We start from the raw sequence: 22,623 nt of genomic DNA, 5'->3' as shown, positions 1-22,623 counted from the left end.
TACTTGGAAATTATAAAAATGTTTCTATAAAGTTAAGTAAATGTAAACTCATTAAATAATTGTTAAGAGCTTGAATCTTTTTATATTATCTTTACCTTTACAACTAAGAAAGAAGAAAATTTTTTATGAAAAAAAAAGAAATTAAGATATTATTAGTTGACGATGAACCAGATATCTTAGAAATTGTAGGGTATAATTTGTCTCAAGAAGGATACCAAATTGTTACTGCTACTAATGGTAAAGAGGCTGTAGCTAAAGCAAAGAAAGAACTTCCGCATTTAATTATTATGGATGTTATGATGCCTGAAATGGATGGTATTGAAGCTTGTGAAAATATTAGAAAATTCCCAGAATTAGAAAACACAATAATTACTTTTTTAACAGCACGCTCTGAAGATTATTCTCAGGTAGCAGGTTTTGATGCTGGCGCTGATGATTATATTGCAAAACCAATTAAGCCAAAAATTTTAGTTAGTAAAGTAAAAGCACTTTTAAGAAGACTAAAGGATGATTCAGATGCTTCTGATACTTTGCGTTTAGGTAATATTGAAATTAATAGAGAAGAATATAAAATCATTCGTCAGGATGAAGAAATTGTTCTTCCTAGAAAAGAATTTGAACTCTTTTATTTATTAGCTACTAAACCTGGAAAAGTTTTTACAAGAGAAGAAATCTTAGATAAAGTTTGGGGTAATGAAGTAGTGGTAGGAGGAAGAACAATCGATGTTCATATTCGTAAGTTAAGAGAAAAAATAGGGGATGATTTCTTTAAAACGATTAAAGGAGTAGGTTATAAGGTAGAGTTTTAATGGTAATCAATTTTAAAAAATCATATAAGTTTGCTGTTAAGTCAGCTACCTATATTACTCTTTTTTCTTCTGGAGTATTATTTCTGTTTAATTATTTTTTTCTAAAAAGCAATCCTTTATTTGTATTAGGATTTGCTAGTATAGTATATATTTTCTCATTTTTTGTATTGCAGTATAGAGTTGAACGATTTATTTACAGGAGAGTTAAAAAAATATATGACGATGTTTCTCTTTTAGAAAACACATCTTTCCGAAATCAGCCAGTAACTACAGATATGGCTACACTTACTAGAGAAGTACAGAAATTTGCAAGAGATAAAAAATTAGAAATTGAAACTTTGAAAATTCGTGAAGAATATCGAAGAGAATTTTTGGGAAATGTATCACATGAATTAAAAACACCATTATTTACAGTTCAAGGGTATTTATTAACATTGCTAGATGGTGCTATGGATGATAAAAATATTCGAAAGAAATACTTACAAAGAGCTGAAAAAGGAGTCGAAAGATTGATTTATATCGTGAAAGATTTAGATATGATTACTAAATTAGAAGTTGGTGATATAAATTTAGAGCTCTCAGAATTTAATATCGTAGATGTAATTCAAAATGTGTTTGAATTACTTGAAATGAGAGCTTCTAAAAAGAATATTTCTTTAACTTTTGATGCTAAGTATAAACCTATTAAAGTTATTGCCGATCAGGAAAAGATTCAACAAGTAGTTACTAATTTAGTAATGAACTCCATTAAATATGGAAAGCAAGGAGGAACTACAGAAGTTAGTATTGAAGATTTAGTTAATAATAAGGTAATAATAAGAGTTACAGATAATGGTGAAGGAATTGAAAAACAACACATTTCAAGACTTTTTGAACGATTTTATAGAGTAGATAAAAGTGGAGCTCGTAGTGAAGGAGGTTCTGGTTTAGGTCTTGCAATTGTGAAACACATTATAGAAGGGCATAAAGAGAAAATCTATGTGGAAAGTCAGTTTGGAATTGGTTCTGAGTTTTCTTTTACTTTAGAAAAGACTAAATAGTTTTTTCCAACTAACATCGGTTGTATAATTGCTAAATCCTCTATACATATCAATTTTATTTAATTTCGACATTTCAAAATCTTCTTGTTTGCAACAAGGAGCAATACCTTCTTTTTTGAATTTTTTGGCTAAATATTCTTGTTCATATTGTCCAGGTGTAGGAATAAAAAAGGCTTTTTTGCCAAGTTGAGCTAAATCCATAACTGTTGTATAACCAGATCGTGATAGAATTTTATCACTTTCATTAAAAGCGGTTTCAATTTGTTCACTATTCATAAAATTGTAGTAAGTAATATTGTTTTCTTCAATTACTTTTTGCTCTTTTTCAATGATGCCTTTTATAAAAAGTGTCTTTTCTGGATATTTTTTTAATTCACTAATTAATTTTTCTTCTAATAATGTTCTTTGAGGTTCCGGACCAGAAAGAATAATCATTAATTCGTATTTTTTAGATTTCGTTTTTTTATAAAGTCTACTAAGTGGACCTATGTATTTAATATTTTTAAATGGTTCTTCTAAGTGACCTAAATTGCCAGAGAGATTAGGGCTTTTTTCTTTATCTGGTACCCAACATTCTGTGAATTTTTTTACAAAATGATGATGCAATTTTGTGGTAAACCAAGTAGTGTTCCCTGTTAAAACAGTTAATTGATGTGTTATAAAAACAGATGGTACTTCTTTTGAAAAAACACCTAATCTATTGTCTGAAATAATTCCTTCAATTTTATATTTTTCAATAAGGTTTTTAGTAACTTTTTTTTCTTGATTTATTGCTTTTATGATATCAGGAATTTGAGAAATCAACTTTATTTTAAAATTCTTGCCTTTTTCTGCATAAGTAACATTGTAGGATGGTAACATGATGCTAATCAAATGTGGAAATTCTTTTCTTAATAATTCAAGTGCTACTCCATCTGAAGCAATAATTGGCTCAAAATTATTTTTTTCTAGTGCTTTTATAATAGGAATGCATCTTGTGGCATGACCTAATCCCCAATTAAGAGGGGCAACAAGAATTTTTTTTGACATTTGATTTTAAAATTATTTTTTTAGTATAGATATAAATTGTTCAGCTAATTGATTTTCATAATCAAAATATAAATCATCATTATGGTGTTCAACCTCAGGCTTATATTTATAAAGGCTCCATTTTTTCTTATTGTATTCTAAAGAGGTTAGGTTTTCTATCCAATCTCCTGAATTAAGATAAATTGTAGATCCTTTTAAGTTTGTTATTGTTTCTATTTTAGGCTCATGTATATGACCACAAATTACATACTCATAATTATTTTCAATAGCTAGTTCGGTACATACATTTTCAAAGTTAGTTATAAATTTAACAGCCGATTTTACATTATTCTTAATTTTTTTTGAAAGAGAATAAGGCTCACGGTTTAATTTTACTAATATCCAATTTAAAAAACGATTAATTAAAATTAATAAATCATATCCCCAACCTCCTAATTTAGCTAACCATTTGGCATGGGTAATTGAAGAATCAAAAACATCACCATGAAAAATCCAAGCTTTTTGCCCATCTAATTCAAGAACTAATTTATTTAATAAATGTAAGTTTCCTAGATGCAAATCGGTAAATTTTCTTAAAAATTCATCATGATTACCCGTTAAGTAATATACTTTTGTTCCATTAGAACTTAATGAGATTATTTTTTTTATTACTTTGAGATGATTTGCTGGGAAATAGGATTTTCTAAATTGCCATATATCTATAATGTCTCCATTTAAAATTAGTGTTTTTGGTTTAATTGAAGATAGATATTCTAATAATTCTTTAGCATGACAACCATAAGTTCCTAGATGAACGTCTGAAATAACAACTACTTCTACTTTTCTTTTTTTCATTTTATAACAATAAAAACACTATTTATTATATTGAATCAAAATACTTTAAAGTGAGTATCAACAAAATAAATATCTTACAAAAAAATAAAATTTAACTTTAATTAAGGTTAATCAATCATTATCAAAACTTTATTTCATTAATTTTACCAAAAATTAAATTATCAAAGTGGGAAGCAAAAATAAACAGAAGCGATTTAAGGAAAACGAAACTTTTACAAATGTATTTCAACCTACAAGAGAGGAAGTAGTCTCTGATGGATTTTCTTTAAAAGGAAAATGGAATACTGATTTTTTTAAAAATGATAAACCAATTGTCTTAGAATTAGGATGTGGTAAAGGAGAGTATTCAGTTGGTTTGGCTGAAAAATATCCAAATAAAAATTTCATAGGAATTGATATAAAAGGGGCACGATTTTGGAGAGGTGCTAAAACAGCAATTGAATCAGGAATGAAAAATGTATGTTTTTTAAGAACTCAAATTGAGCTTATAGAGCATTGTTTTGCTGAAAATGAAGTAGATGAAATATGGATAACATTTCCTGATCCACAAATTAAATATAAGCGTACAAAGCATAGAATGACTAATACTGAGTTCTTGCAACGGTATAAAAAGATATTAAAGCCAAATGGTTTAATGCATTTAAAAACAGATAGCGAATTCATGCATGGCTATACTTTAGGTCTTTTGCATGGTGAAGGTCACGAAGTGCTTTATGCTAATCATAATGTGTACAAGAATGAAGGTGCTCCAGATGAAGTTATAAAAATTCAAACGTTTTATGAAAGTCAATATTTAGAACAAAATAAACCTATTACCTACATTCAATTTAAGATTAAATAATAAATGGAATACTTAATCTCATTACTGTTAGGGTTTTTAATTGCTTTTGTTGGAATAATTCCACCAGGTATGCTGAACATGATGGTTGCAAAGCTAAGTGTAAATGAAAGCAAAAAAATAGGTCTTTTATTCGGTTATGGAGCTGGTTTAATTGTTCTTATACAGTGCTTTTTAGGACTTTATTTTGCTAAATTTTTAGACAGCCACCCAGTAGTAAGTGAAAATTTAAAAAAGTTTGCAGTAGTCATTTTTATAGTGCTGACATTTTTTTTTATATACAATGGTATTAGAACTAAAAAACCAAAAGAAGATGTTGAAATTAAAAGTAAAAAAAACCGATTTTTTTATGGAGTAATGCTTTCTTCTTTGAATATGTTTGCTATTCCCTATTATGTGTTTGCAAGCTTAACATTATCTTCAAAAAGCATCTTTGATTTTTCAACAGCATCTAATTTGTTTTTCATTTTAGGAGCTGGTTTAGGAACACTATTAGTGTTTTATATTTATGCAACATTATTTAAGAAAATTGAGCATAAGGTAGGTTTCTTAATTAATAACATTAATTTTATTATTGCTGCAATTACAGGAATTGTTGCAATTTCATCTATATACAAAATGGTTTCTTCATAAATATGATAAAAAAAGAAACAAATAAGGATAATTTTTTTGAACGTGTGTATGAAATAGCTCGTTTAATACCAGAAGGGAAAGTAACATCTTATGGAGCTATTGCAAAAGCTATTGGAGCTACACGCTCTGCAAGAATGGTTGGTTATGCCATGAACGCTAGTCACGATATGGAAGATGTTCCTGCTCATAGAGTTGTAAATAGGAAAGGTTTACTTTCTGGAAAACATCATTTTGAAGGAACAAATTTAATGCAACAATTACTTGAAAATGAAGGAATAAAAGTGATAGATAATCAAATAGTTGATTTTGAAAAGTATTTTTGGGAACCAAAAATAGAAATCTGATATTTTTTTGATGATAAAAAGAATCCGTTTCAAAATTAAATTGAAACGGATTCTTTTTTATTTTAATTGATTAATTAAGCCTCTTTTGATTACTTTGGTTTTTATTTCATCTGTTTCAAAATAAGAGTTTAATAAGGAATTTATTTTATCAATATCAAATGCCCTACAGGAAAAAACGTCTATAGCAACGAAGTTGTGCTCAGGCCATGTATGTATACTAATATGACTTTCTTCTAATAAAATAAATCCAGTAGCTCCAAATGGTTCGAATTGTTTATAAGATTCAGAGACTTTAGTTAGATGAATTTCAGTAACGATTTGATTTAGGATTTCTTTTATAGGTTCTACAAACTTGATTTTTATAGAAGTACAATTATAAATATCCCAGATGGTATGATGTCCAATCATTAGTTGCTGTTGTATTATTCTGTAAGGGGTTCTGTGACTTCATCTGAAGAAGAGGTATCTTGTCCCATCATATTTAGAATTTCTAAAGTGTCATATAACTTTGTAAGTAAAGTATAGTTGTCTCCTTCTTCTATTTCTATCATTTCTGGTAAGACTTCTCTAGGTCCATATTCCCATTTTACAGGAGTAATTAAGTTTTTAACAACTTCATAATTTCCCTCTAACTCAATACCTAAAAAAGTTATTTTCTTATTTGGAATAGTACTAACTGCTGAATTTTGAAAAGCGGGACTTCCATAATATTCTTCCATCATGATATATTCGCTTAATGTTGGGTTTAACATATATGCTTCTTGTTGAAAATCAAATTTGACGATGCTATCATTTTCAAGAGTAACTTGGTGTTCTCCTTTCCCCATTTCAACCCATACAACTTCTTTTGCTGGAACTTCCACTAATAATGTATCAATTTTCACTATAATAGCTTCAGAAGAAGGATTGTCGATTGCTAAGTCAACATTAGAAGAGCATGACCCTAAGGTTAAGGTTAATAGGGTTATAAAAATTAAATTTTTCATATTTTGATATTTATTAAATGATGTAGTGTGACATAAATTCGCAATCATCTGTTATTATTTTTGAATCTTGAGCTCTTAAATTTAAAGCAGATGGTTTATCAGTAAAAAATAATCCTATTTGATAAAAATATAATTCACTATCAAAAGGCAATTGATAATATTTTTGAAAGACTTTTTCTTGAAAAGCATAATCTCCTGTAGATTCTAATTCATCATTGTTTACAATTTTTATATTTTCACCCAATCTTCCATAAATGGGTTTTGTTACATAGCCATTTAATTGTGTTGAATTTAAATAAGTCTCAGCAATACAATTATTAGGAAAATATTTAGTAATATAAGTCAAGAATTTCTTGTTTTGCCAAATTGCAGTATAAGGAGGATTTAAGATAACTACCAACTTTCTTTCAATAATTGATGCTAAGGTTTTAGCTAGCTCTGGTTCTTCATTAAAAATCCAATCCCAAGGGATCATTTTAAACCAAACATCAATAGGTTGAAATTCTCCACCAATTTCATAAAATATGCCTTCATCTTCTGAAAAAGTAACATTTTCTAAATCGGTATAAAAGCATTTAAAACCTTTCTTTGAAGCTATATCAAGTATAGTGTTACAATTTAATTGATCTTCTTTGTGTCCAAAAGAAGAAGCTAAAAAATAAGGAGTTTCAAAATTAATTTTAGATTTGATAGTTTCAAGAATAAGCTCTATATCATTAGTTAAGGTGTTGAACTGTTCTTTCATTTCTGGCAATTCTTTTAGCTGAGTTTGTTGCCAATAAATGGTTTCAGGTAAAGTACTACAAGTGTCTGCATTAAATTCGATTATCTTTGCTTCTTTGTGATCCAAACCACCATTAATGTCAAATCGACCATATAAAAATGGATTATCAGATCTATTTTGCCAAGTTTCTTCAATCGTTTTATGGAAAAAAGTAGGAATGCCTAAATAATCTAATTGTTTTTCTTTTATAATCTTATTAGTTGCTTGTTCAAAAAGAGAGAAAGCTTCTTTGGAGAGATGTTTAAGGTGTTCAATTTCGGAAGAATAAAAACCAAATAATTCTTCAGAAAAATAATCTTTACCTGCAAACCATTGAAGTTGAGGTGATAGTTCTTTCTTTTTAAACGATTTGATTTCTTTAAATCGACTATCCTCCATATGACCTGAATGATTTACCAGAACCATATCCAGATGATGATTTACCAGGGATATGTACTCTTCTAGAGGTTGCAGAACTTGTTAGGTTATTTTTTAAACCTGTAGATTTATTAAAAGCGTTTTGGTCTTTATAATAACTGGAGTTAGGAGTTGTATTAGATAAATTTCTATTAAAATATGAAGCTGCTAATGAGAAAGCCAATACATTTCTAAGGCTACTATGACTAGAACGATATTCAGAATCTGTTTTTAATTTACGTAATGATAAAGTATCAATTTTACCATCTAATCGATGAACAATGGCTACAGATTTTTCTTTTTCATCAATGATTTTTTCATCAATGATTTTATAGTCGTCACCAGGTTCGATTTCTTCTACTTCAGTGATAACACCTTTAGTTGATTCTTTGATGGTTTTTTCTTTAGAATCTTTAATTCTTGGGTTTCCATCATTTCCACAACTATGAAGAGTGAGTGCTGAAACAACAAGACCTAAAAGTGCTATTTTTTTTAATAAAGTTGAAACATTTACATAATTTTTTTTCATCTTTGATTTTTTAATACTTTAATCAAACTTAAATTAATAATTTTGAATTTCAAAATAAATATTCTATCATTTTCTGTATTTATTGCAGGTTTATGCTCCATTGTTTATGAATTATTAATAAGTGCTACAGCTACGTACTTTTTAGGCGACGGAATTAAACAATTTTCTGTTTTAATTGGTGTTTATCTTTTCTCAATGGGAATAGGAGCTTATTTGTCAAAATTTTTTAAAGACAAACCCATCGATTTTTTTATAAAAGTAGAGTTTTTATTAGGTTTATTAGGCGGTATTTCCGTTCCATTATTATATTTTTTGTTTGTTACAGTAAGTCCTTTAGCTTTACAAATATTATGTTTGGTCATTATGTTTAGTATTGGTTTACTAACAGGAATGGAAGTCCCATTGCTTACTTTTGGCAACGAAAGTTTAGATTATAAAGATAATTTATCAAATGTTTTATCCTTAGATTACATAGGTGGTTTAATTGCTACTTTATTGTTTCCGTTTATATTGTTACCTTTCATAGGTCTCTTTTATTCGTCATTACTTTTTGGAATTATTAATATACTTTTAGGACTTTGGCTGAACTATAAATTAACCAAGAAGCAAAATTTTGTCTTGTATTTTGGTTTTTTTGCACTTTTATTACTCTCTTGTTTAGCATTTTATACAGGTAATTTGCTAAAAATTTGGGATGAAAAAATTTATAAAAGTCCTATTGTTGAAAACATACAAACGCCTTATCAAAAAATTGTATTAACACAAAATAATGAAAATGATGATGTTCGTTTGTATTTAAATAGAGCTATTCAATTTAGTTCTAAAGATGAATATAGATATCATGAATTATTAGTTCATGTTCCTTTAACAATACATAAAAATCCTAAAACGATTTTAATACTAGGTGGTGGAGAAAATTTAGCTAGTAGAGAAGTGCTTAAATACGAATCGATTACTATGATAGATGTTGTAGATATTGATAGCACTATCTTTCACTTGGCTAAAACCAATAGATTGCTTTTAGATATTAATCAAAGTGCTTCAAAAAATAGTAAAGTAAATCTTATAGTTGATGATGCTTTTACCTATCTAAAAGAAAATATGAAACAATATGATGTAATTATTTCTGATTTACCAGATCCTTCCAATGATGCAATTGCTAGGTTATATAGCAAACAATTCTTCATGTTGGTAGAAAAAAATTTAAAAGAAGATGGTATTTTTGTGACGCAATCTGGAGAAATTTATTTTTCAAATGTTGCTTTTAGTTGTATCAAGAATACTATAAGCGAAGTGTTTAATCATGTTGAAACTTACCATACTTATATTCCCTCTTTTGGCGATTGGGGTTATACGATGGCTTCTAATAAGGACTTGGATAATTTGACACATCAAAAATTACCCAAAAATTTAAAGTATCTCAATGAGATAGAATTTAAAAATGCTTTTATTTTTCCAAAAGACATTCAAATAGTAGATACCAAGATTAATACCATCGATAATCCTGTTATTCTGAATTACTTTTTAGAAGAATGGAATAAATGGAAAACAGATATGTCGAATAGTTTTTAATTACTTCATCAAACAAATTAAAAAAGTAGTTTTATTATCTTTGTTTTGATAGGTTAAATAGCCACCATGTGCTTCAATAATATTCTTAGATAAAGTTAACCCTATTCCTGCCCCTTCTTTTCGAGTAGTGAAAAAAGGCATAAAAATCTTGTCTTCAATTTCTGGTTCTACACCATTTCCAGTATCAGTAATGGAAATAAAAAGTCTTTTTTCTTTGGTTTCTGCTGTAATTAGAATTTGTTTATTAGTTTTATCAGCAAGTGCATAAATACTATTAGTCAATAAATTAATAAGTACTTGTTCTATTTGTAATTTATCTACTAGTAGCCAATGTTTAAAGTCAATAGCGTTAGTTACTGAAATAGTTTCTTTTTTAAATAACGGTTGCATAATTTCTAAACCATTATTTATAACTTCATTCAACTCAATTTTTTCTTTTTTGGGTGTTGGTAACATGGCTAGTTTTCGATAACTTTCTACAAACTGTTGTAAATGATTACTACGATTAAGCATGGTTTGAACACTTTGTTTCATGTCGTCTAAATCTTCTGTAGAAAGTGTTTCTTGCTCAACCAATTCTTTTAGATTTTGCGAAAGCGAACGAATAGGCGTTAAGGAATTTAATAATTCATGTGAAATAACTTTCATTAAATTAATCCAAGCTTCTTTCTCTTTTTTCTCTACAACTTTTTGAATAGAATCTAATAAAACTACATAATACTCTTGGTTGTATGTTTTTGTACGTGAAGATTGCATTACAAAAGTTTGAGTGTCTTGTTGATTCACCCTAATTTGTAATGAAGTTTTTATTTCACTAAAATTTTGCTCTTCAATGATTTTACAAAGTTTTGGTAAATGGTTTTTTAAATAATGCCATTTACTTATTTTAGGTGCTTTAAAATACTTAGAAAAATAATCATTCATTAAAAAAATATTCCATTCTTCCTTTTCTTTTTGTAAAATCAAAATACCAGTTTCAATATTATTTAAAATTGAACGATAAACAATGTCTTTGGAAACTTGCTCATTTTGCTTACTTTTTAAGGTTTCATACAATTTAAAAAGGTTTTTATAGTTTGAAAACGATTTATGTTTGGAAAAATCAGATGAAAAATCATTTTGTAATATGGCTTGAATGGTTTTGTCATAAAATTGAAAAGCATTTTTCAAGTAAGTATAAAGTTCTAATAGTAATAAAAAGCCTAATAATCCAATAAAAATCGAAGTGTAAAATAAATTTTTTTGAAATAAATAAGCAGAAATACCAAATCCAATTAGAATAAAAGCTAATCGTATGAATAATTGATTGTATATTTTAAATGCACCCAACATGTTTATGGTGTTGTAATATTGTATTTTTCAATTCTTCGATATAATGAAGCTCTAGATAAGCCTAATTCTTCCGCAGATTTGCTAATGTTGTATTCGTTCTTTATCAATACTTTTTCTATCGCAATCTTTTCAACATCTGAAAGTTGTAACTCATCATAATTTTCTTCATGAGTAGTAATAATTTCTAAATCTAAATCTGCCATTTTTATGGTATTGTTTTCACAAAGAATAATGGCTCTTTCAATTCGATTTTCCATTTCACGAATGTTTCCGTTCCAAGCATGTTTCTCTATTTGTTCCAATGCTTTTTCATCAAAGACAACTTCTTCTTTTTCATATTTCATTTTCATTTTATTTAATAGAAAGTTTGCCAATGGAATCTTATCTACGAAACGTTCTCGTAATGGAGGCAATACAATTTCCATAGTATTGATGCGATAAAACAAATCTTCACGAAAGTTTTTTTCTAAAACTTCTTGCTTTAAGTCTAAATTAGTTGCGGTTATAATCCGAACATCTAAAGGTCTAGGTTTTGATTCTCCTAACCTTGTGACTGTTTTTGTTTGAATAACTTGGAGTAATTTTGATTGAAGGTGAATGGGAACATTGCCAATTTCATCTAAAAAGATAGTTCCATTTTGAGCCAATTCAAATCGTCCTGGAGTATCTATTTTGGCATCAGTAAAAGCACCTTTGGCATAACCAAAGAGTTCACTTTCAAAAATATTTTCGTTTAGCGAGCCTAAATCAACGTGTATAAATGGATTTGTTTTTCGGTCTGAAACTAAATGAATATGATGTGCTAAAACAAATTTACCAGTTCCGTTTTCGCCTAAAATTAGAACATTTGCATTGGTTTTAGCAACTTTATCGGCTAATTCATATGCTTTTTTGATAATAGGTGAAGTTCCAGTGAAATAATTAACAACAGTATCATTTTGACTGATTTTCTTTTTAAATTTTCTAGATTCTTCTACTGCTTTTTTTATTGTATCTAGTAACTTATCATTATCCCAAGGCTTTAAAATATAATCAAAAGCACCCGATTTTAATCCTTCAACCGCTGTTTCAACTTTTCCAAAAGCTGTCATTAAAATAACTACTGTTTTTGGGGCTAATTTTTTTATCTCTTTTAAAAAATACAAACCTTCTTTACCATCTTCAAAACCAATTCGGTAATTCATGTCTAATAAAACCACATCAATGGTATTGTTTGCTAAAAGTTGTATTACATTTTTAGGATTATTTAGAGTGTGAATGTTTTCAAAATGTTTTTTTAACAACATTTTTACAGAGAAAAGAATGTCTTCTTGGTCATCGATTACTAAAATATTAGCTTGTGTTTTTTTCATGTATTGTTCAGTTTCGTACAAAAGGTGTTCAAAATCGGACAGTTGTTATTTGTTTTAATATTTAATCTATTGAAAAACAGAAATTTACTTATTTTAAAATAATGGCACGAAATTCCTATTACTCTATTAAAAATAAAATAATGGATACCATCATTAATCGTAAAAATAATAAAAAAAAGAAGCTACTTCTAGTAATTCCAATAATTTTACTTTTTGGTTATTTTGTATTTAGTTCAGTTACTAAAAAGAGAACATTTAATGTAAAAAAATCTGAAATAGTTATTAAAACAATTGAAAATGATTATTTCGAAGACTTCATCTTGTTTCAAGCTAAAGTAACTCCTTTACATTCTATGTTAGTTAATGTTATTGAAGGAGGAGCGGTTCAAGAAATTTATGTTGAAAATGGAGATATGGTTACAAAAGGACAACCATTAGTTCGTTTGTATAACCCAAATACAGAATTAACATACATGCAACAAGAAACCGCTATAATTGAGCAAATTAATAATCTAAACAAAGCAAAATTAGATTTAAGAAATCAGGAGTTAAACTTGGCTAAAGATTTAATTGCCATTGAACATGATTATTTAGATGCTGAAAACTTATATAATTTAAATCAAAAACTCTTTGAACAAGAAATAATTTCTAAAAATGAATGGAAAGTAACACAAGAGAATTATCGTTTTCAAAAAGAACGCATGAATATTATAAAACAAAGTGTTACTAAAGAAAAGCAAGCTAATGAAATTCAAATAGGTCAATTAAATCAGTCTATTGGAATTATGAATCAAAGTTTATCTATTTTGAGAAAAAATAAAAATAACTTTTTAATAACAGCACCACTTTCAGGGCGATTATCTTCATTTGAACCTATTTTAGGAAAGACTTTTACACAAGGGAACAGCATTGGAACTATAGATGTAATGCAAGGATATAAATTAGTTGCAGATGTTGATGAATTTTATTTGGATAGAGTTGCTGTTAACCAAAAAGGAGCAATAGATTTTAATGAGCAAATTGTTGATGTACAAATTGCTAAAGTAATTCCTGAAGTAAAAAATGGACGCTTTAAAGTAGAAATTAACTTTGTTAAAAATGAAAATTTAGAATTAAACCAAGGATTATCTTTTGGTGTTCGAATTAACTTATCTGAAAAAACAAAAACAACTTTATTATCAAAAGGGAGTTTTTATCAAGATACAGCAGGGAAATGGATTTTTGTTGTAAACGGAAACAAAGCAGAAAGAAGAAATATAAAAATAGGAAGAGAAAATCCTTTATATTATGAAGTAATTGAAGGATTAAAAACAGGAGAGAAAGTCATTACATCAACCTATAAAGATTATAAAGAAGTAGAAATTTTAAATATTGAAGAATAAGATATATACTACTCACTAACAACTAATTATTAAAATATGATACAAATTAAAAATCTCACAAAAGTATTTCAAACAGAAGAAGTAGAAACAAAAGCATTAAACGAGGTTTCAATCACAATCAATCAAGGAGAATTTGTAACTATCATGGGACCTTCAGGAAGTGGAAAATCAACATTATTAAATATTGTAGGTCTTTTAGATAGTGCATCAAGCGGAAGTTATCAATTATTAAGCCAAGAAATGATAGGTTTAAAAGAACAAGAAAAGTCTAAAGTTAGAAAGCTAAATATTGGTTTTGTATTTCAAAATTTTAATCTTATTGATGAATTATCGGTTTATGATAATATAGAATTACCATTAATTTATAATAATGTTTCAGCTTCAGAAAGAAAGAAAAAAGTAGAAACAATAGCAGAACGTTTAGGTATTTCGCATAGGTTAAAACATTATCCCCAACAACTTTCTGGAGGTCAACAGCAACGTGTAGCTGTAGCAAGAGCTTTAATTAATGATCCAAAAATAATTCTAGCCGATGAACCAACAGGTAATTTAGATTCTAAAAACGGAAACGAAGTAATGGAACTTTTAACCGATTTGCATGCACAAGGTGCCACCATTTTAATGGTAACTCATTCCGATTATGATGCTTCTTTTTCTCAAAAAACCATTTTTATGAAAGACGGAATGATTCTTTCAGAAAAAAATAATAGTAAAAATGTAGACGTATTAATCGCCTAAAATTAAAATCATGATAAAGATAATTGTAACTCTAGCAGCATTTTTAATCAGTATAATTTCATTAGCTCAAGTTTCAGAAAATAGAGAAGTAGCTAATTTTTCAAAGTTAAATGTTTCAACAGGAATAACTGTTTTATATACGATTTCAGATAGTAAAAGCATACAAATAGAAACAGATAGTCGAGAGAAATTACAATATGTTAAAACAGAAGTAGAAGGAGAAACCTTGAAACTATATGTTAATACAGATAGCGAAAAAAATACAAACAAAAAGCTTAAAAAAAGAGGCTGGAATAATGGTGTTAATTTTAAGGTTCTAAAAATTATCGTTTCTGGACCAAATTTGAAAGAAATAAAAGCCAATTCTTCAGCAGATGTTACAATTAAAAATACTAATTCCAGTACAAATTTAAATATAGAAATTAGTTCATCTGGCAGTATTTCAGGAAATTTTAATTGCTTAAACTTATTTATTGATGCTTCCTCTAGTGGTGAGTTTTCTGGAAAAATAAATGCAACTTCCATTGATTTAGAATCTAGTAGTTCTAGTGATGTGATTTTATCAGGAAAAGCAACAAGAATAGTTATACAAGCAAGTAGTTCTTCATCTTGTAATTTAAAAGATTTTAATGTTGAAACGGCAATAATAAGAGCCAGTTCATCTGCGAATGTTATCCTCACAGTTTCTAAATCGTTAACGGTAAAGGCTACATCAAGTGCTACTGTAGATTATTACGGAAACCCTTTACAAATTTCAAAAGAAGAGAGTTCCTCTGGCTCAGTAACAAAAAAATAATCATCAATCAAAAAACGAATAGTCATGTTAAAAAATTGGATCAATCTTTTTATCTATCATATAAAAAATAATAAATTATTTACTTTTCTTAACGTTTTAGGATTAAGTATAGGAATTGCAGGGTTAATATTTGCTACTTTATATTGGAATGACGAGCAAAGTTATAATGATTGGAATCCTGAAAAAGAAAAGGTTTTTCAATCGATAAGTAAAGTTGGACCAGATGAATATTGGGCAAGTAATATTGCTCCTCTTGAAAGCTATTTTAAAACTGATTTCCCTGAACTTGAAGCTTATTGTTATTTGGATAATTGGTATTATGATGAAATAATTCAATATAAAGGGAAAAAGGAAATTTTTAAGATAACAGATGCTCAAAAAACGTTTTTTAAAATGTTTCCATTTACTTTCTTGAAAGGAAATCCAAAGACAGCTTTAAAAGACAATACAAGTATAGTTTTTTCTGAGGAAGCTGCAGTAAGGCTTTTTGGAACTATTAATGTTTTAGGGAAAGAAGTTACCTATTCTGGAAGAAAATTAATTGTAAGAGGTGTTTATAATATTCCTGGAAAATCATCAATGGCTCCAGAAGTTGTAACTAGTTTGATTAATGCAAGAATGGAAGGTGACAAAGACAATTGGGGTAATTTTAGTTATGGCTTATTATTAAAACTGAAAAACCCAAATGATAAGGAAAAAGTAATTGCTAAAATGGAGCATTTAATGTATGAAAACAGAGTTGTTAGGAATGCAAAGCATGAAGGAATTACTATAGAAGAGTATGAGAAAAAAAACGGGAAAGATTCATTAAAAATGATTTTAGAACCACTAAAAACAGCAAGATTACATGCAATTGTTAGTGGTTTTGCAGAAGGCAAAGGAAATTACCAATTCTTACTAATCATGTTAGGGTTGTCAATTTTAATTTTAGTGTTATCTATAGTAAACTATGTCAATTTAGCTACTGCAAATGCAATTAATAGAGCAAAAGAAGTGGGTGTTCGAAAAATTGTTGGAGCTTCAAAAGGAAATATTATAAAACAATTTTTATTTGAAACGATAATTATGGTGTTATTTTCAATATTACTTTCACTAGTTATTGTTGAACTTTCATTGCCTTATTATAATGAGTTTTTAGGTAAAAAATTAATCATTTTTGGAAGTCAATTCTATTTTCAATTGATTTTAATTTTTGTTATAACAATCATTTTTGCGGGTATTTTTCCTGCTGTTTATGTTTCAAATTTTGAAACATTGAAAGTGCTTAAAGGTAATTTTGGAAGAAATAAAAGTGGAGTTTGGCTGCGAAATGCAATGCTAATTTTACAATTTTCAATAGCTACTTTTTTTATCATAGGTTCTTATATCGTATTTCAGCAAATAGACTATATCGGCAAAAAAGAATTGGGTTTTAAAGGAGAACAAGTACTTTCAATAGATTATCGTAATGTATATAACTGGAAGGAAGATGGCTATAAGGAAAAAGTTTTTAGTCGTTATAATATGATTAAAAATGAGATTTTAAAAATTAAAGGAGTAGAACATGTTGCTACAGGAGCTTTTACTTTTGGTTCTACAAATGGCTCTTCTTCTTCTTTTACATATAAAGATGGAGCAGTCATACAAGGAAAAAATATGGGTGTTGATTTTGGGATGTTAGAAATGATGCAAATAAAAATTAAAGAAGGAAGATATTTATCTGAAAAACATGCTTCTGATACTATTAATTCTATGTTGATTAATGAAACTACTCAAAAAATGATGGGTGAAAAAAATCCAATTGGTAAAGAAATAGAATGGAATGAGCATAAACTAAAAATTATAGGAGTTGTGAAAGATTTTCATCTCTATGGTCCACAAGCGGAAATTCCACCTATGGTGTTTTTTCACTTTAAAACTATTGATTGGATGTTGCAAAATGCTAACAAAATTCATGTAAAAGTAAAAACAGATGATTTAGAACAAACAATTTCAGATATTCAAAAATTCTGGGTCAAAAATGTAGATACAGAATATCCTTTTACTTATGATTTTGTAGATAAACAATATGCTAGAACTTATGCTACTTATGTAAAACAAAGAAATTTATTTACCTTATTAAATTTCATCGTTATACTAATTGCACTTTTTGGATTGTTTGCATTAGCAACCTATTCAATTCAAAGAAGAATGAAAGAAATAGCGATAAGAAAAACATTAGGAGCAGAAACAAGTATATTGCTTAAAGAGCTTTCAAAACAATATGTGGTTTTTTGTGTGATTGGTTTTTTTATTGCCTTATTTCCAGCTTATTATTTATTGAATAAATGGTTAGAAAACTTTGCTTTCAGAATTACAATTTCATGGATTCCTTTTTTAATTGGGTTTATTGTGCTAATGATACTAACCTTATTAGTGGTATTGTCAAAAGCATATCAAGCTACTAGAGTAGATGTTCTAAAATATTTAAAATATGAATAAGACATATATTTATATAATTACTTTATACTTCGTAACTTTCTTTTCAAATGCTCAAGATGATTTTTGGACATTAGAAAGATGCATTGAAATGGGTTTGCAAAATAGTTTGGAGATAAAAATTAGGCAAATTGAAGTGAAAAGAACACAAAAGAGTCATAACACTATTGTAAATAATATATTACCAAAAGTTAGTTTTGATGCCAATCAAAGTTATAATTTTGGTTCAACCATTGATCCTTCAACTAATGGAAGAGTTAGTTCTAATATTCAATATGATAATTTTTTTTTAAGTGCTCGAATGAATTTGCTAGATTTTAATGCTATTGCAACTTCACAACTTACAAAATTAAATATTGAACAAGCAAAAGTTGAAAAAGAAGTTTTGGAAAATGAATACCAACTTCAAATTTCAGAAAGCTATTTTACTGTGCTATACAGTCAAGAATTATTAAAAATACAAGAAGAACAATTTACAAATGCTTTACAAAATTTAGAAAGAATTCAAAAAGAAGATAGTCTTGGAAGTAAACCAAAGAGCGATTTGTATGACATGCAATTAAGTGTCGCTTTAGAAGAAAAAAACATTTTAGAAACGAAACAATTACTTCAAATACAAAAAAAACAATTATTCCAACTTTTAAATATAGAGAACATTAATGAAAACAATATTGAATTATTATTTTATCTAAATGCACATGAAAAAGAAACTATAAACGAAGCCTCTAATCCAAATCTTAAGCTAGCAGAATTAAAATACAAACAAAATTTGAAAAGAACTAAGCAAGTAAGAGGAAATAACTTACCTACGTTAAATGCATTTTATAATTACTCAACATTTTATTACAAGCCTTTAAATCAGCCAGATATAGTTGTTGATGGTTTTAAGGAGCAATTTTCAGACAACAAAAATCAACAAGTAGGTTTAGCTTTAAATATACCTATTTTTAATGGATTTCGTAACTCAAAAAATGTAAAAGCATTAAAATTTGAAAGTGAAAAATCAAAGTTATTTATTGAGCAAGAAAAAATAAAAATTAACCAGCAAATTGCAATTGAACAAGAAAAGAAAGAACAATTAGGGCAATTAGAAGAACAATTAGTAGCCATTAATTTGCTCTCACAAAAAACCTATAAGACTTCTCAATCAAAATATGAAGCAGGAAAGATGGATGCAGTTGTTTTATCATCTGTTAAAAACCAATTGTTGCAATCAGAATATAACCTTTTAAAAAATAAACTTCAACTTCAATATGCCATTGTTAAAATTAAACTTATACAGCAGAATCAGTTATAATTTTACAGGTATAAATTCAAACTATTTAATTATAAGAAAACTTTAAACTTTAATGCTTTCACACTTTTAAACTTCTGACTATCTTTGCAATTCAAATTCAGTCTTAATAAGGATTTGGAAAATAAAGAAATTCAAATGTAACGACCATTAATTAATATATTAAAAAAAGATATTTTATAAGCGTTGCATTGAATACCAAAATTAATAAACTCGTAATGAGATGAAATTAGATAGAAAAGAAATTCTTAAAGCACTTGAAACCATAACAGTTGCAGGTGAAGGAAAAAATATGGTTGAGAGTGGAGCTATTCAGAATGTAATAACTTTTGGAGACGAAGTAGTTGTAGATGTTCTTTTGACTACACCAGCTTTACATATCAAAAAAAGAGCTGAAGTAGATATCATGAAAGTGATTCATGATAAAGTATATGAAAAAGCAAAAATAAAAGTTAATATTAAAGTTGAAGCACCTCAAAAACAAGATAAGCCTAATGAAATTAAAGGAAAAGCTATTCCAGGAATAAGTAATATTATTGCTGTTTCTTCAGGAAAAGGAGGAGTTGGTAAATCAACTATTACTGCAAATTTAGCAGTAACTTTAGTAAATATGGGTTTCAAAGTAGGTGTTCTAGATGCTGATGTTTATGGACCTTCTATGCCAATCATGTTTGATGTTGAAAATGCAAAACCAATTTCCGTCGTAATTGATGGAAAATCAAAAATGCAACCCGTTCAAAGTTATGGCGTAGAAATTCTTTCTATTGGATTTTTTACAAAACCAGACCAAGCCGTTATTTGGAGAGGACCAATGGCTTCTAAAGCTTTGAATCAAATGATCTTTGATGCAAATTGGGGAGAAATTGATTTTATGTTAATCGATTTACCACCAGGAACTGGAGATATTCATTTATCCATTATGCAATCATTACCTATAACAGGTGCTGTAGTTGTAAGTACACCACAAGCAGTAGCTTTGGCAGATGCTAAAAAAGGAGTTTCTATGTTTGCCAATGAAAGTATCAATGTACCTGTTCTAGGAATTATTGAGAATATGTCTTATTTTACTCCTGAAGAATTGCCTAATAATAAATATTATATCTTTGGTAAAGAAGGGGCAAGAAATTTAGCAGAAGATTTAAATGTGCCATTTTTAGGAGAAATTCCTTTAGTACAGAGTATTAGAGAAGCAGGCGATTATGGTCGTCCAGCTGCATTACAAACAGCATCTCCATTAGAAAAAGCATTTGAAGATTTAGCTAGAAATGTAGTTCAAGAAACGGTAAATAGAAACGATAATTTACCAGCTACAGAAGCAATAAAAATAACTACAATGGCAGGTTGTTCTGCTGTTAAAGGAAAATAAAAATGAATAAAGAAGAAATTGTACTAAATATTGAAAAGGCTTTAAACGAGATTCGTCCATTTTTAAATTCAGATGGAGGTGATATTTCATTAGTCGAAGTTATCGATGACAAGCATGTTAAAGTTCGTTTAGAAGGAGCTTGTACAAGTTGTAGTTTGAGTATAAGTACTATGAAAGCAGGTGTTGAGACAACAATTAAAAAATATGTCCCACAAATAGAAACTGTAGAAAATATTGCCTAATTGCAAAGAGTAAAACCTGATAAAAATCATATAATTTGATTTTTATTTACAATTCCTTTGTACTACTGATTTTTTAAAAAATGATTGAAACAGATATACTTATAATAGGAGCAGGTCCTACTGGACTTTTTACTGTTTTTGAAGCAGGCCTATTAAAATTAAAATGTCATATTATTGATGCATTGCCACAACCTGGTGGACAATTAGCGGAATTATATCCCAAAAAACCAATTTTTGACATTCCTGGTTACCCAGAAGTATTAGCAGGTGATTTAGTAAATAACTTGATGGAGCAAATAAAGCAATTTGAACCTGGTTTTACTTTAGGAGAAACGGCTAATACTATTGAAAAACTAGAAGATGGAACTTTTATTGTTATTACAAATGAAGGAACTCAGCATAAAGCAAAAGCAATTGCGATTGCTGGTGGTTTAGGAACTTTTGAACCTAGAAAACCACTCTTAAAAGATATTGAATTTTACGAGAAAGCAGATCGAGGTGTTGATTATTTTGTAAAAGATCCTGAAAAATATCGTGGAAAAAATATTGTAATTGCTGGTGGTGGAGATTCTGCTTTAGATTGGAGTATCTTTTTATCTAATGTAGCTAATTCTGTTACTTTAGTTCATAGAAGAAATGAATTTAGAGGAGCTTTAGATTCGGTTGAGAAAGTGCAAGAATTGAAAACAGAAGAAAAAATTAAATTAATAACTCCTGCTGAGGTTGTTGGATTTAAAGGAAGCGAACGTATAGAATCATTAGACATAGAAATTAATGGTGCTCGCATGAATATAGAGTGTGATTATTTTATTCCTTTATTTGGTTTAACACCAAAATTAGGACCAATTGCTAATTGGGGATTAGAAATCGAAAAAAACGCAATCAAAGTAAACAATGCGCTAGATTATCAAACAAATATAGATGGTATTTATGCCATTGGTGATGTAAATATTTATCCAGGGAAATTGAAGTTAATTCTTTGTGGTTTTCATGAAGCTACTTTAATGTGCCAAAGTGTTTACAATAAATTGAATCCTGGAAAAAGATATGTTTTAAAATACACAACAGTCTCTGGAGTTGATGGTTTTGATGGAACTCGTAAAGAAGCTGAAAAAGCTGTAGTTAAATCAATTGATTAATGACCGATATTACTATAAAAATTACCGATAGAAATGGTGTAAAACATGAAGTTCTCGCACCAACGGATATGAATATGAATGTTATGGAACTTATTCGTTCTTATGAATTGGCTGAAGAAGGAACAATTGGTATTTGTGGAGGAATGGCTATGTGTGCTTCTTGTCAATGTTATGTTTTAAATGATGTTTTAAAAACGGAACGTAATGACGATGAAGAAGCTATGCTTTCAGAAGCTTATCATGTTAAAGAGAATAGTCGTTTGGGTTGTCAAATTCATCTTACAGCAGATTTAGAGGGTTTAGAAATAGAAATTGCACCCGAACAATAACGTAAAGGCATAATTATAAAAAAGCGAGATTTTAAATCTCGCTTTTTTTAGTTTAAATTTATTGGGTAATTAATGTCTTCAAACGTGATGAATTCTTCATTTACATTTTTTATATCCAGTAAACCAATTAATTCATAAACTTCATGTTTTTCTAATAGAATCATGAAATTAGATTGCAAGGTTGGAATAGGTATTTTTTTTTGATAAATAGAATTTCTATATTCTTTTTCCCAATAATCACAATCAATAGTTTTTAAATACGCAACTAAACCATTTAATTCATAATCTGAAAGATTAAAATTCAAATTTTTATAGGCTAATTGATATGTTTCAGATTTTGAACAATAAACCAAAAAGCCGTTTTTATTTTTTGTTATGTATTTAAAATGATTGCACATGATT

At 28.2% G+C, this 22,623-nt stretch carries 24 protein-coding genes; 15 read left to right on the top strand and 9 right to left on the bottom strand.

The features are described 5' to 3' along the window. Positions 1–125 precede the first annotated feature (125 nt). Together ACULEV_RS15280 and ACULEV_RS15275 are read left to right on the top strand one after the other, a co-directional pair. Positions 126–809 carry a response regulator transcription factor gene (locus ACULEV_RS15280; protein WP_445455907.1) on the top strand — a complete coding sequence of 228 codons (684 nt, stop codon included), beginning with the start codon at positions 126–128 and terminating at the stop codon, positions 807–809. After that, the gene (locus tag ACULEV_RS15275; RefSeq protein WP_445455906.1) at positions 809–1,849 is read left to right on the top strand and encodes a sensor histidine kinase; all 1,041 of its coding nucleotides are present in this window, start codon (positions 809–811) and stop codon (positions 1,847–1,849) included. The genes ACULEV_RS15280 and ACULEV_RS15275 overlap by 1 nt, the downstream gene beginning before the upstream one ends. Here ACULEV_RS15275 and ACULEV_RS15270 read toward each other — a convergent pair. Both ACULEV_RS15270 and ACULEV_RS15265 read right to left on the bottom strand, forming a co-directional pair. Then, positions 1,832–2,878, bottom strand: a complete 1,047-nt coding sequence (locus tag ACULEV_RS15270; RefSeq protein WP_445455905.1) for a glycosyltransferase — start codon at positions 2,876–2,878, stop codon at positions 1,832–1,834. The two genes, ACULEV_RS15275 and ACULEV_RS15270, sit on opposite strands and share 18 nt — an antisense overlap. 12 nt (positions 2,879–2,890) lie before the next feature. Beyond that, positions 2,891–3,712: a UDP-2,3-diacylglucosamine diphosphatase gene (locus ACULEV_RS15265; protein ID WP_445455904.1), complete on the bottom strand. Its 822-nt coding sequence runs from the start codon at positions 3,710–3,712 to the stop codon at positions 2,891–2,893. Between the two features lie 166 nt (positions 3,713–3,878). Between ACULEV_RS15265 and trmB the strand changes: the two genes are divergently transcribed. Genes trmB through ACULEV_RS15250 form a run of 3 tightly spaced genes read left to right on the top strand, consistent with a single transcriptional unit; the run spans position 3,879 to position 5,527 of the window. Next, positions 3,879–4,553: a tRNA (guanosine(46)-N7)-methyltransferase TrmB gene (gene trmB / locus ACULEV_RS15260; RefSeq protein ID WP_445455903.1), complete on the top strand. Its 675-nt coding sequence runs from the start codon at positions 3,879–3,881 to the stop codon at positions 4,551–4,553. Positions 4,554–4,556: 3 nt separating this feature from the next. Next, positions 4,557–5,183, top strand: coding sequence for a LysE family transporter (locus ACULEV_RS15255; RefSeq protein ID WP_445455902.1), 627 nt, complete (start codon positions 4,557–4,559; stop codon positions 5,181–5,183). A gap of 2 nt (positions 5,184–5,185) precedes the next feature. Continuing rightward, positions 5,186–5,527 (top strand): MGMT family protein, encoded by a 342-nt coding sequence (locus tag ACULEV_RS15250; protein WP_445455901.1) that lies wholly within the window; start codon positions 5,186–5,188, stop codon positions 5,525–5,527. Between the two features lie 57 nt (positions 5,528–5,584). On the opposite strand, the gene speD is transcribed toward ACULEV_RS15250, so the two are convergent. The 4 genes from speD to ACULEV_RS15230 are packed head-to-tail and all read right to left on the bottom strand — an operon-like array spanning position 5,585 to position 8,222. After that, the gene (speD, locus tag ACULEV_RS15245; protein WP_445455900.1) at positions 5,585–5,935 is read right to left on the bottom strand and encodes an adenosylmethionine decarboxylase; all 351 of its coding nucleotides are present in this window, start codon (positions 5,933–5,935) and stop codon (positions 5,585–5,587) included. 14 nt (positions 5,936–5,949) lie between these two features. Continuing rightward, positions 5,950–6,513, bottom strand: coding sequence for a hypothetical protein (locus ACULEV_RS15240; RefSeq protein ID WP_445455899.1), 564 nt, complete (start codon positions 6,511–6,513; stop codon positions 5,950–5,952). Positions 6,514–6,526: 13 nt separating this feature from the next. Then, positions 6,527–7,702, bottom strand: a complete 1,176-nt coding sequence (locus tag ACULEV_RS15235) for a glutathionylspermidine synthase family protein (protein WP_445455898.1) — start codon at positions 7,700–7,702, stop codon at positions 6,527–6,529. After that, positions 7,665–8,222, bottom strand: coding sequence for a hypothetical protein (locus ACULEV_RS15230; protein WP_445455897.1), 558 nt, complete (start codon positions 8,220–8,222; stop codon positions 7,665–7,667). The genes ACULEV_RS15235 and ACULEV_RS15230 overlap by 38 nt, the downstream gene beginning before the upstream one ends. 42 nt (positions 8,223–8,264) lie before the next feature. Between ACULEV_RS15230 and ACULEV_RS15225 the strand changes: the two genes are divergently transcribed. Then, the gene (locus tag ACULEV_RS15225; protein ID WP_445455896.1) at positions 8,265–9,794 is read left to right on the top strand and encodes a polyamine aminopropyltransferase; all 1,530 of its coding nucleotides are present in this window, start codon (positions 8,265–8,267) and stop codon (positions 9,792–9,794) included. On the opposite strand, the gene ACULEV_RS15220 is transcribed toward ACULEV_RS15225, so the two are convergent. Next, complete coding sequence (locus tag ACULEV_RS15220) at positions 9,795–11,126, bottom strand: sensor histidine kinase (RefSeq protein WP_445455895.1); 1,332 nt, start codon at positions 11,124–11,126, stop codon at positions 9,795–9,797. It lies immediately after the preceding gene. A gap of 2 nt (positions 11,127–11,128) precedes the next feature. Continuing rightward, positions 11,129–12,478, bottom strand: coding sequence for a sigma-54-dependent transcriptional regulator (locus tag ACULEV_RS15215; protein WP_445455894.1), 1,350 nt, complete (start codon positions 12,476–12,478; stop codon positions 11,129–11,131). Positions 12,479–12,618: 140 nt separating this feature from the next. On the opposite strand from ACULEV_RS15215, the gene ACULEV_RS15210 reads away from it, so the two are divergent. From ACULEV_RS15210 to ACULEV_RS15170, 9 genes are all read left to right on the top strand, one after another. Then, positions 12,619–13,860 carry an efflux RND transporter periplasmic adaptor subunit gene (locus ACULEV_RS15210; RefSeq protein WP_445455893.1) on the top strand — a complete coding sequence of 414 codons (1,242 nt, stop codon included), beginning with the start codon at positions 12,619–12,621 and terminating at the stop codon, positions 13,858–13,860. Between the two features lie 36 nt (positions 13,861–13,896). Beyond that, entirely contained in the window at positions 13,897–14,598 is a 702-nt protein-coding gene (locus ACULEV_RS15205) for an ABC transporter ATP-binding protein (protein WP_445455892.1), read from the top strand. 10 nt (positions 14,599–14,608) lie between these two features. After that, positions 14,609–15,394: a head GIN domain-containing protein gene (locus tag ACULEV_RS15200; protein ID WP_445455891.1), complete on the top strand. Its 786-nt coding sequence runs from the start codon at positions 14,609–14,611 to the stop codon at positions 15,392–15,394. Between the two features lie 24 nt (positions 15,395–15,418). After that, on the top strand, positions 15,419–17,854 hold the full coding sequence (locus tag ACULEV_RS15195) for an ABC transporter permease (RefSeq protein ID WP_445455890.1): 2,436 nt from the start codon (positions 15,419–15,421) through the stop codon (positions 17,852–17,854). Beyond that, positions 17,847–19,148, top strand: a complete 1,302-nt coding sequence (locus ACULEV_RS15190; protein WP_445455889.1) for a TolC family protein — start codon at positions 17,847–17,849, stop codon at positions 19,146–19,148. The genes ACULEV_RS15195 and ACULEV_RS15190 overlap by 8 nt, the downstream gene beginning before the upstream one ends. A 220-nt stretch (positions 19,149–19,368) precedes the next feature. Further along, the gene (locus tag ACULEV_RS15185; protein WP_445455888.1) at positions 19,369–20,511 is read left to right on the top strand and encodes an Mrp/NBP35 family ATP-binding protein; all 1,143 of its coding nucleotides are present in this window, start codon (positions 19,369–19,371) and stop codon (positions 20,509–20,511) included. A gap of 2 nt (positions 20,512–20,513) precedes the next feature. Further along, the gene (locus ACULEV_RS15180; protein ID WP_140963363.1) at positions 20,514–20,753 is read left to right on the top strand and encodes a NifU family protein; all 240 of its coding nucleotides are present in this window, start codon (positions 20,514–20,516) and stop codon (positions 20,751–20,753) included. A gap of 80 nt (positions 20,754–20,833) precedes the next feature. Further along, the gene (locus ACULEV_RS15175; RefSeq protein ID WP_445455887.1) at positions 20,834–21,892 is read left to right on the top strand and encodes an NAD(P)/FAD-dependent oxidoreductase; all 1,059 of its coding nucleotides are present in this window, start codon (positions 20,834–20,836) and stop codon (positions 21,890–21,892) included. Then, positions 21,892–22,221, top strand: a complete 330-nt coding sequence (locus ACULEV_RS15170; protein ID WP_445455886.1) for a ferredoxin — start codon at positions 21,892–21,894, stop codon at positions 22,219–22,221. Before ACULEV_RS15175 ends, ACULEV_RS15170 begins: the two co-directional genes overlap by 1 nt. A 47-nt stretch (positions 22,222–22,268) precedes the next feature. Here the strand turns inward: ACULEV_RS15170 and ACULEV_RS15165 are convergent, their stop codons facing one another. Beyond that, positions 22,269–22,619: a DUF6686 family protein gene (locus tag ACULEV_RS15165; RefSeq protein ID WP_445455885.1), complete on the bottom strand. Its 351-nt coding sequence runs from the start codon at positions 22,617–22,619 to the stop codon at positions 22,269–22,271. Positions 22,620–22,623 lie beyond the last annotated feature (4 nt).

It is taken from the genome of Flavobacterium sp. HNIBRBA15423 (assembly GCF_052655965.1).
Note: the sequence above shows the minus strand (reverse complement) of the source record. Positions and strands in the feature narration are given on the sequence as shown.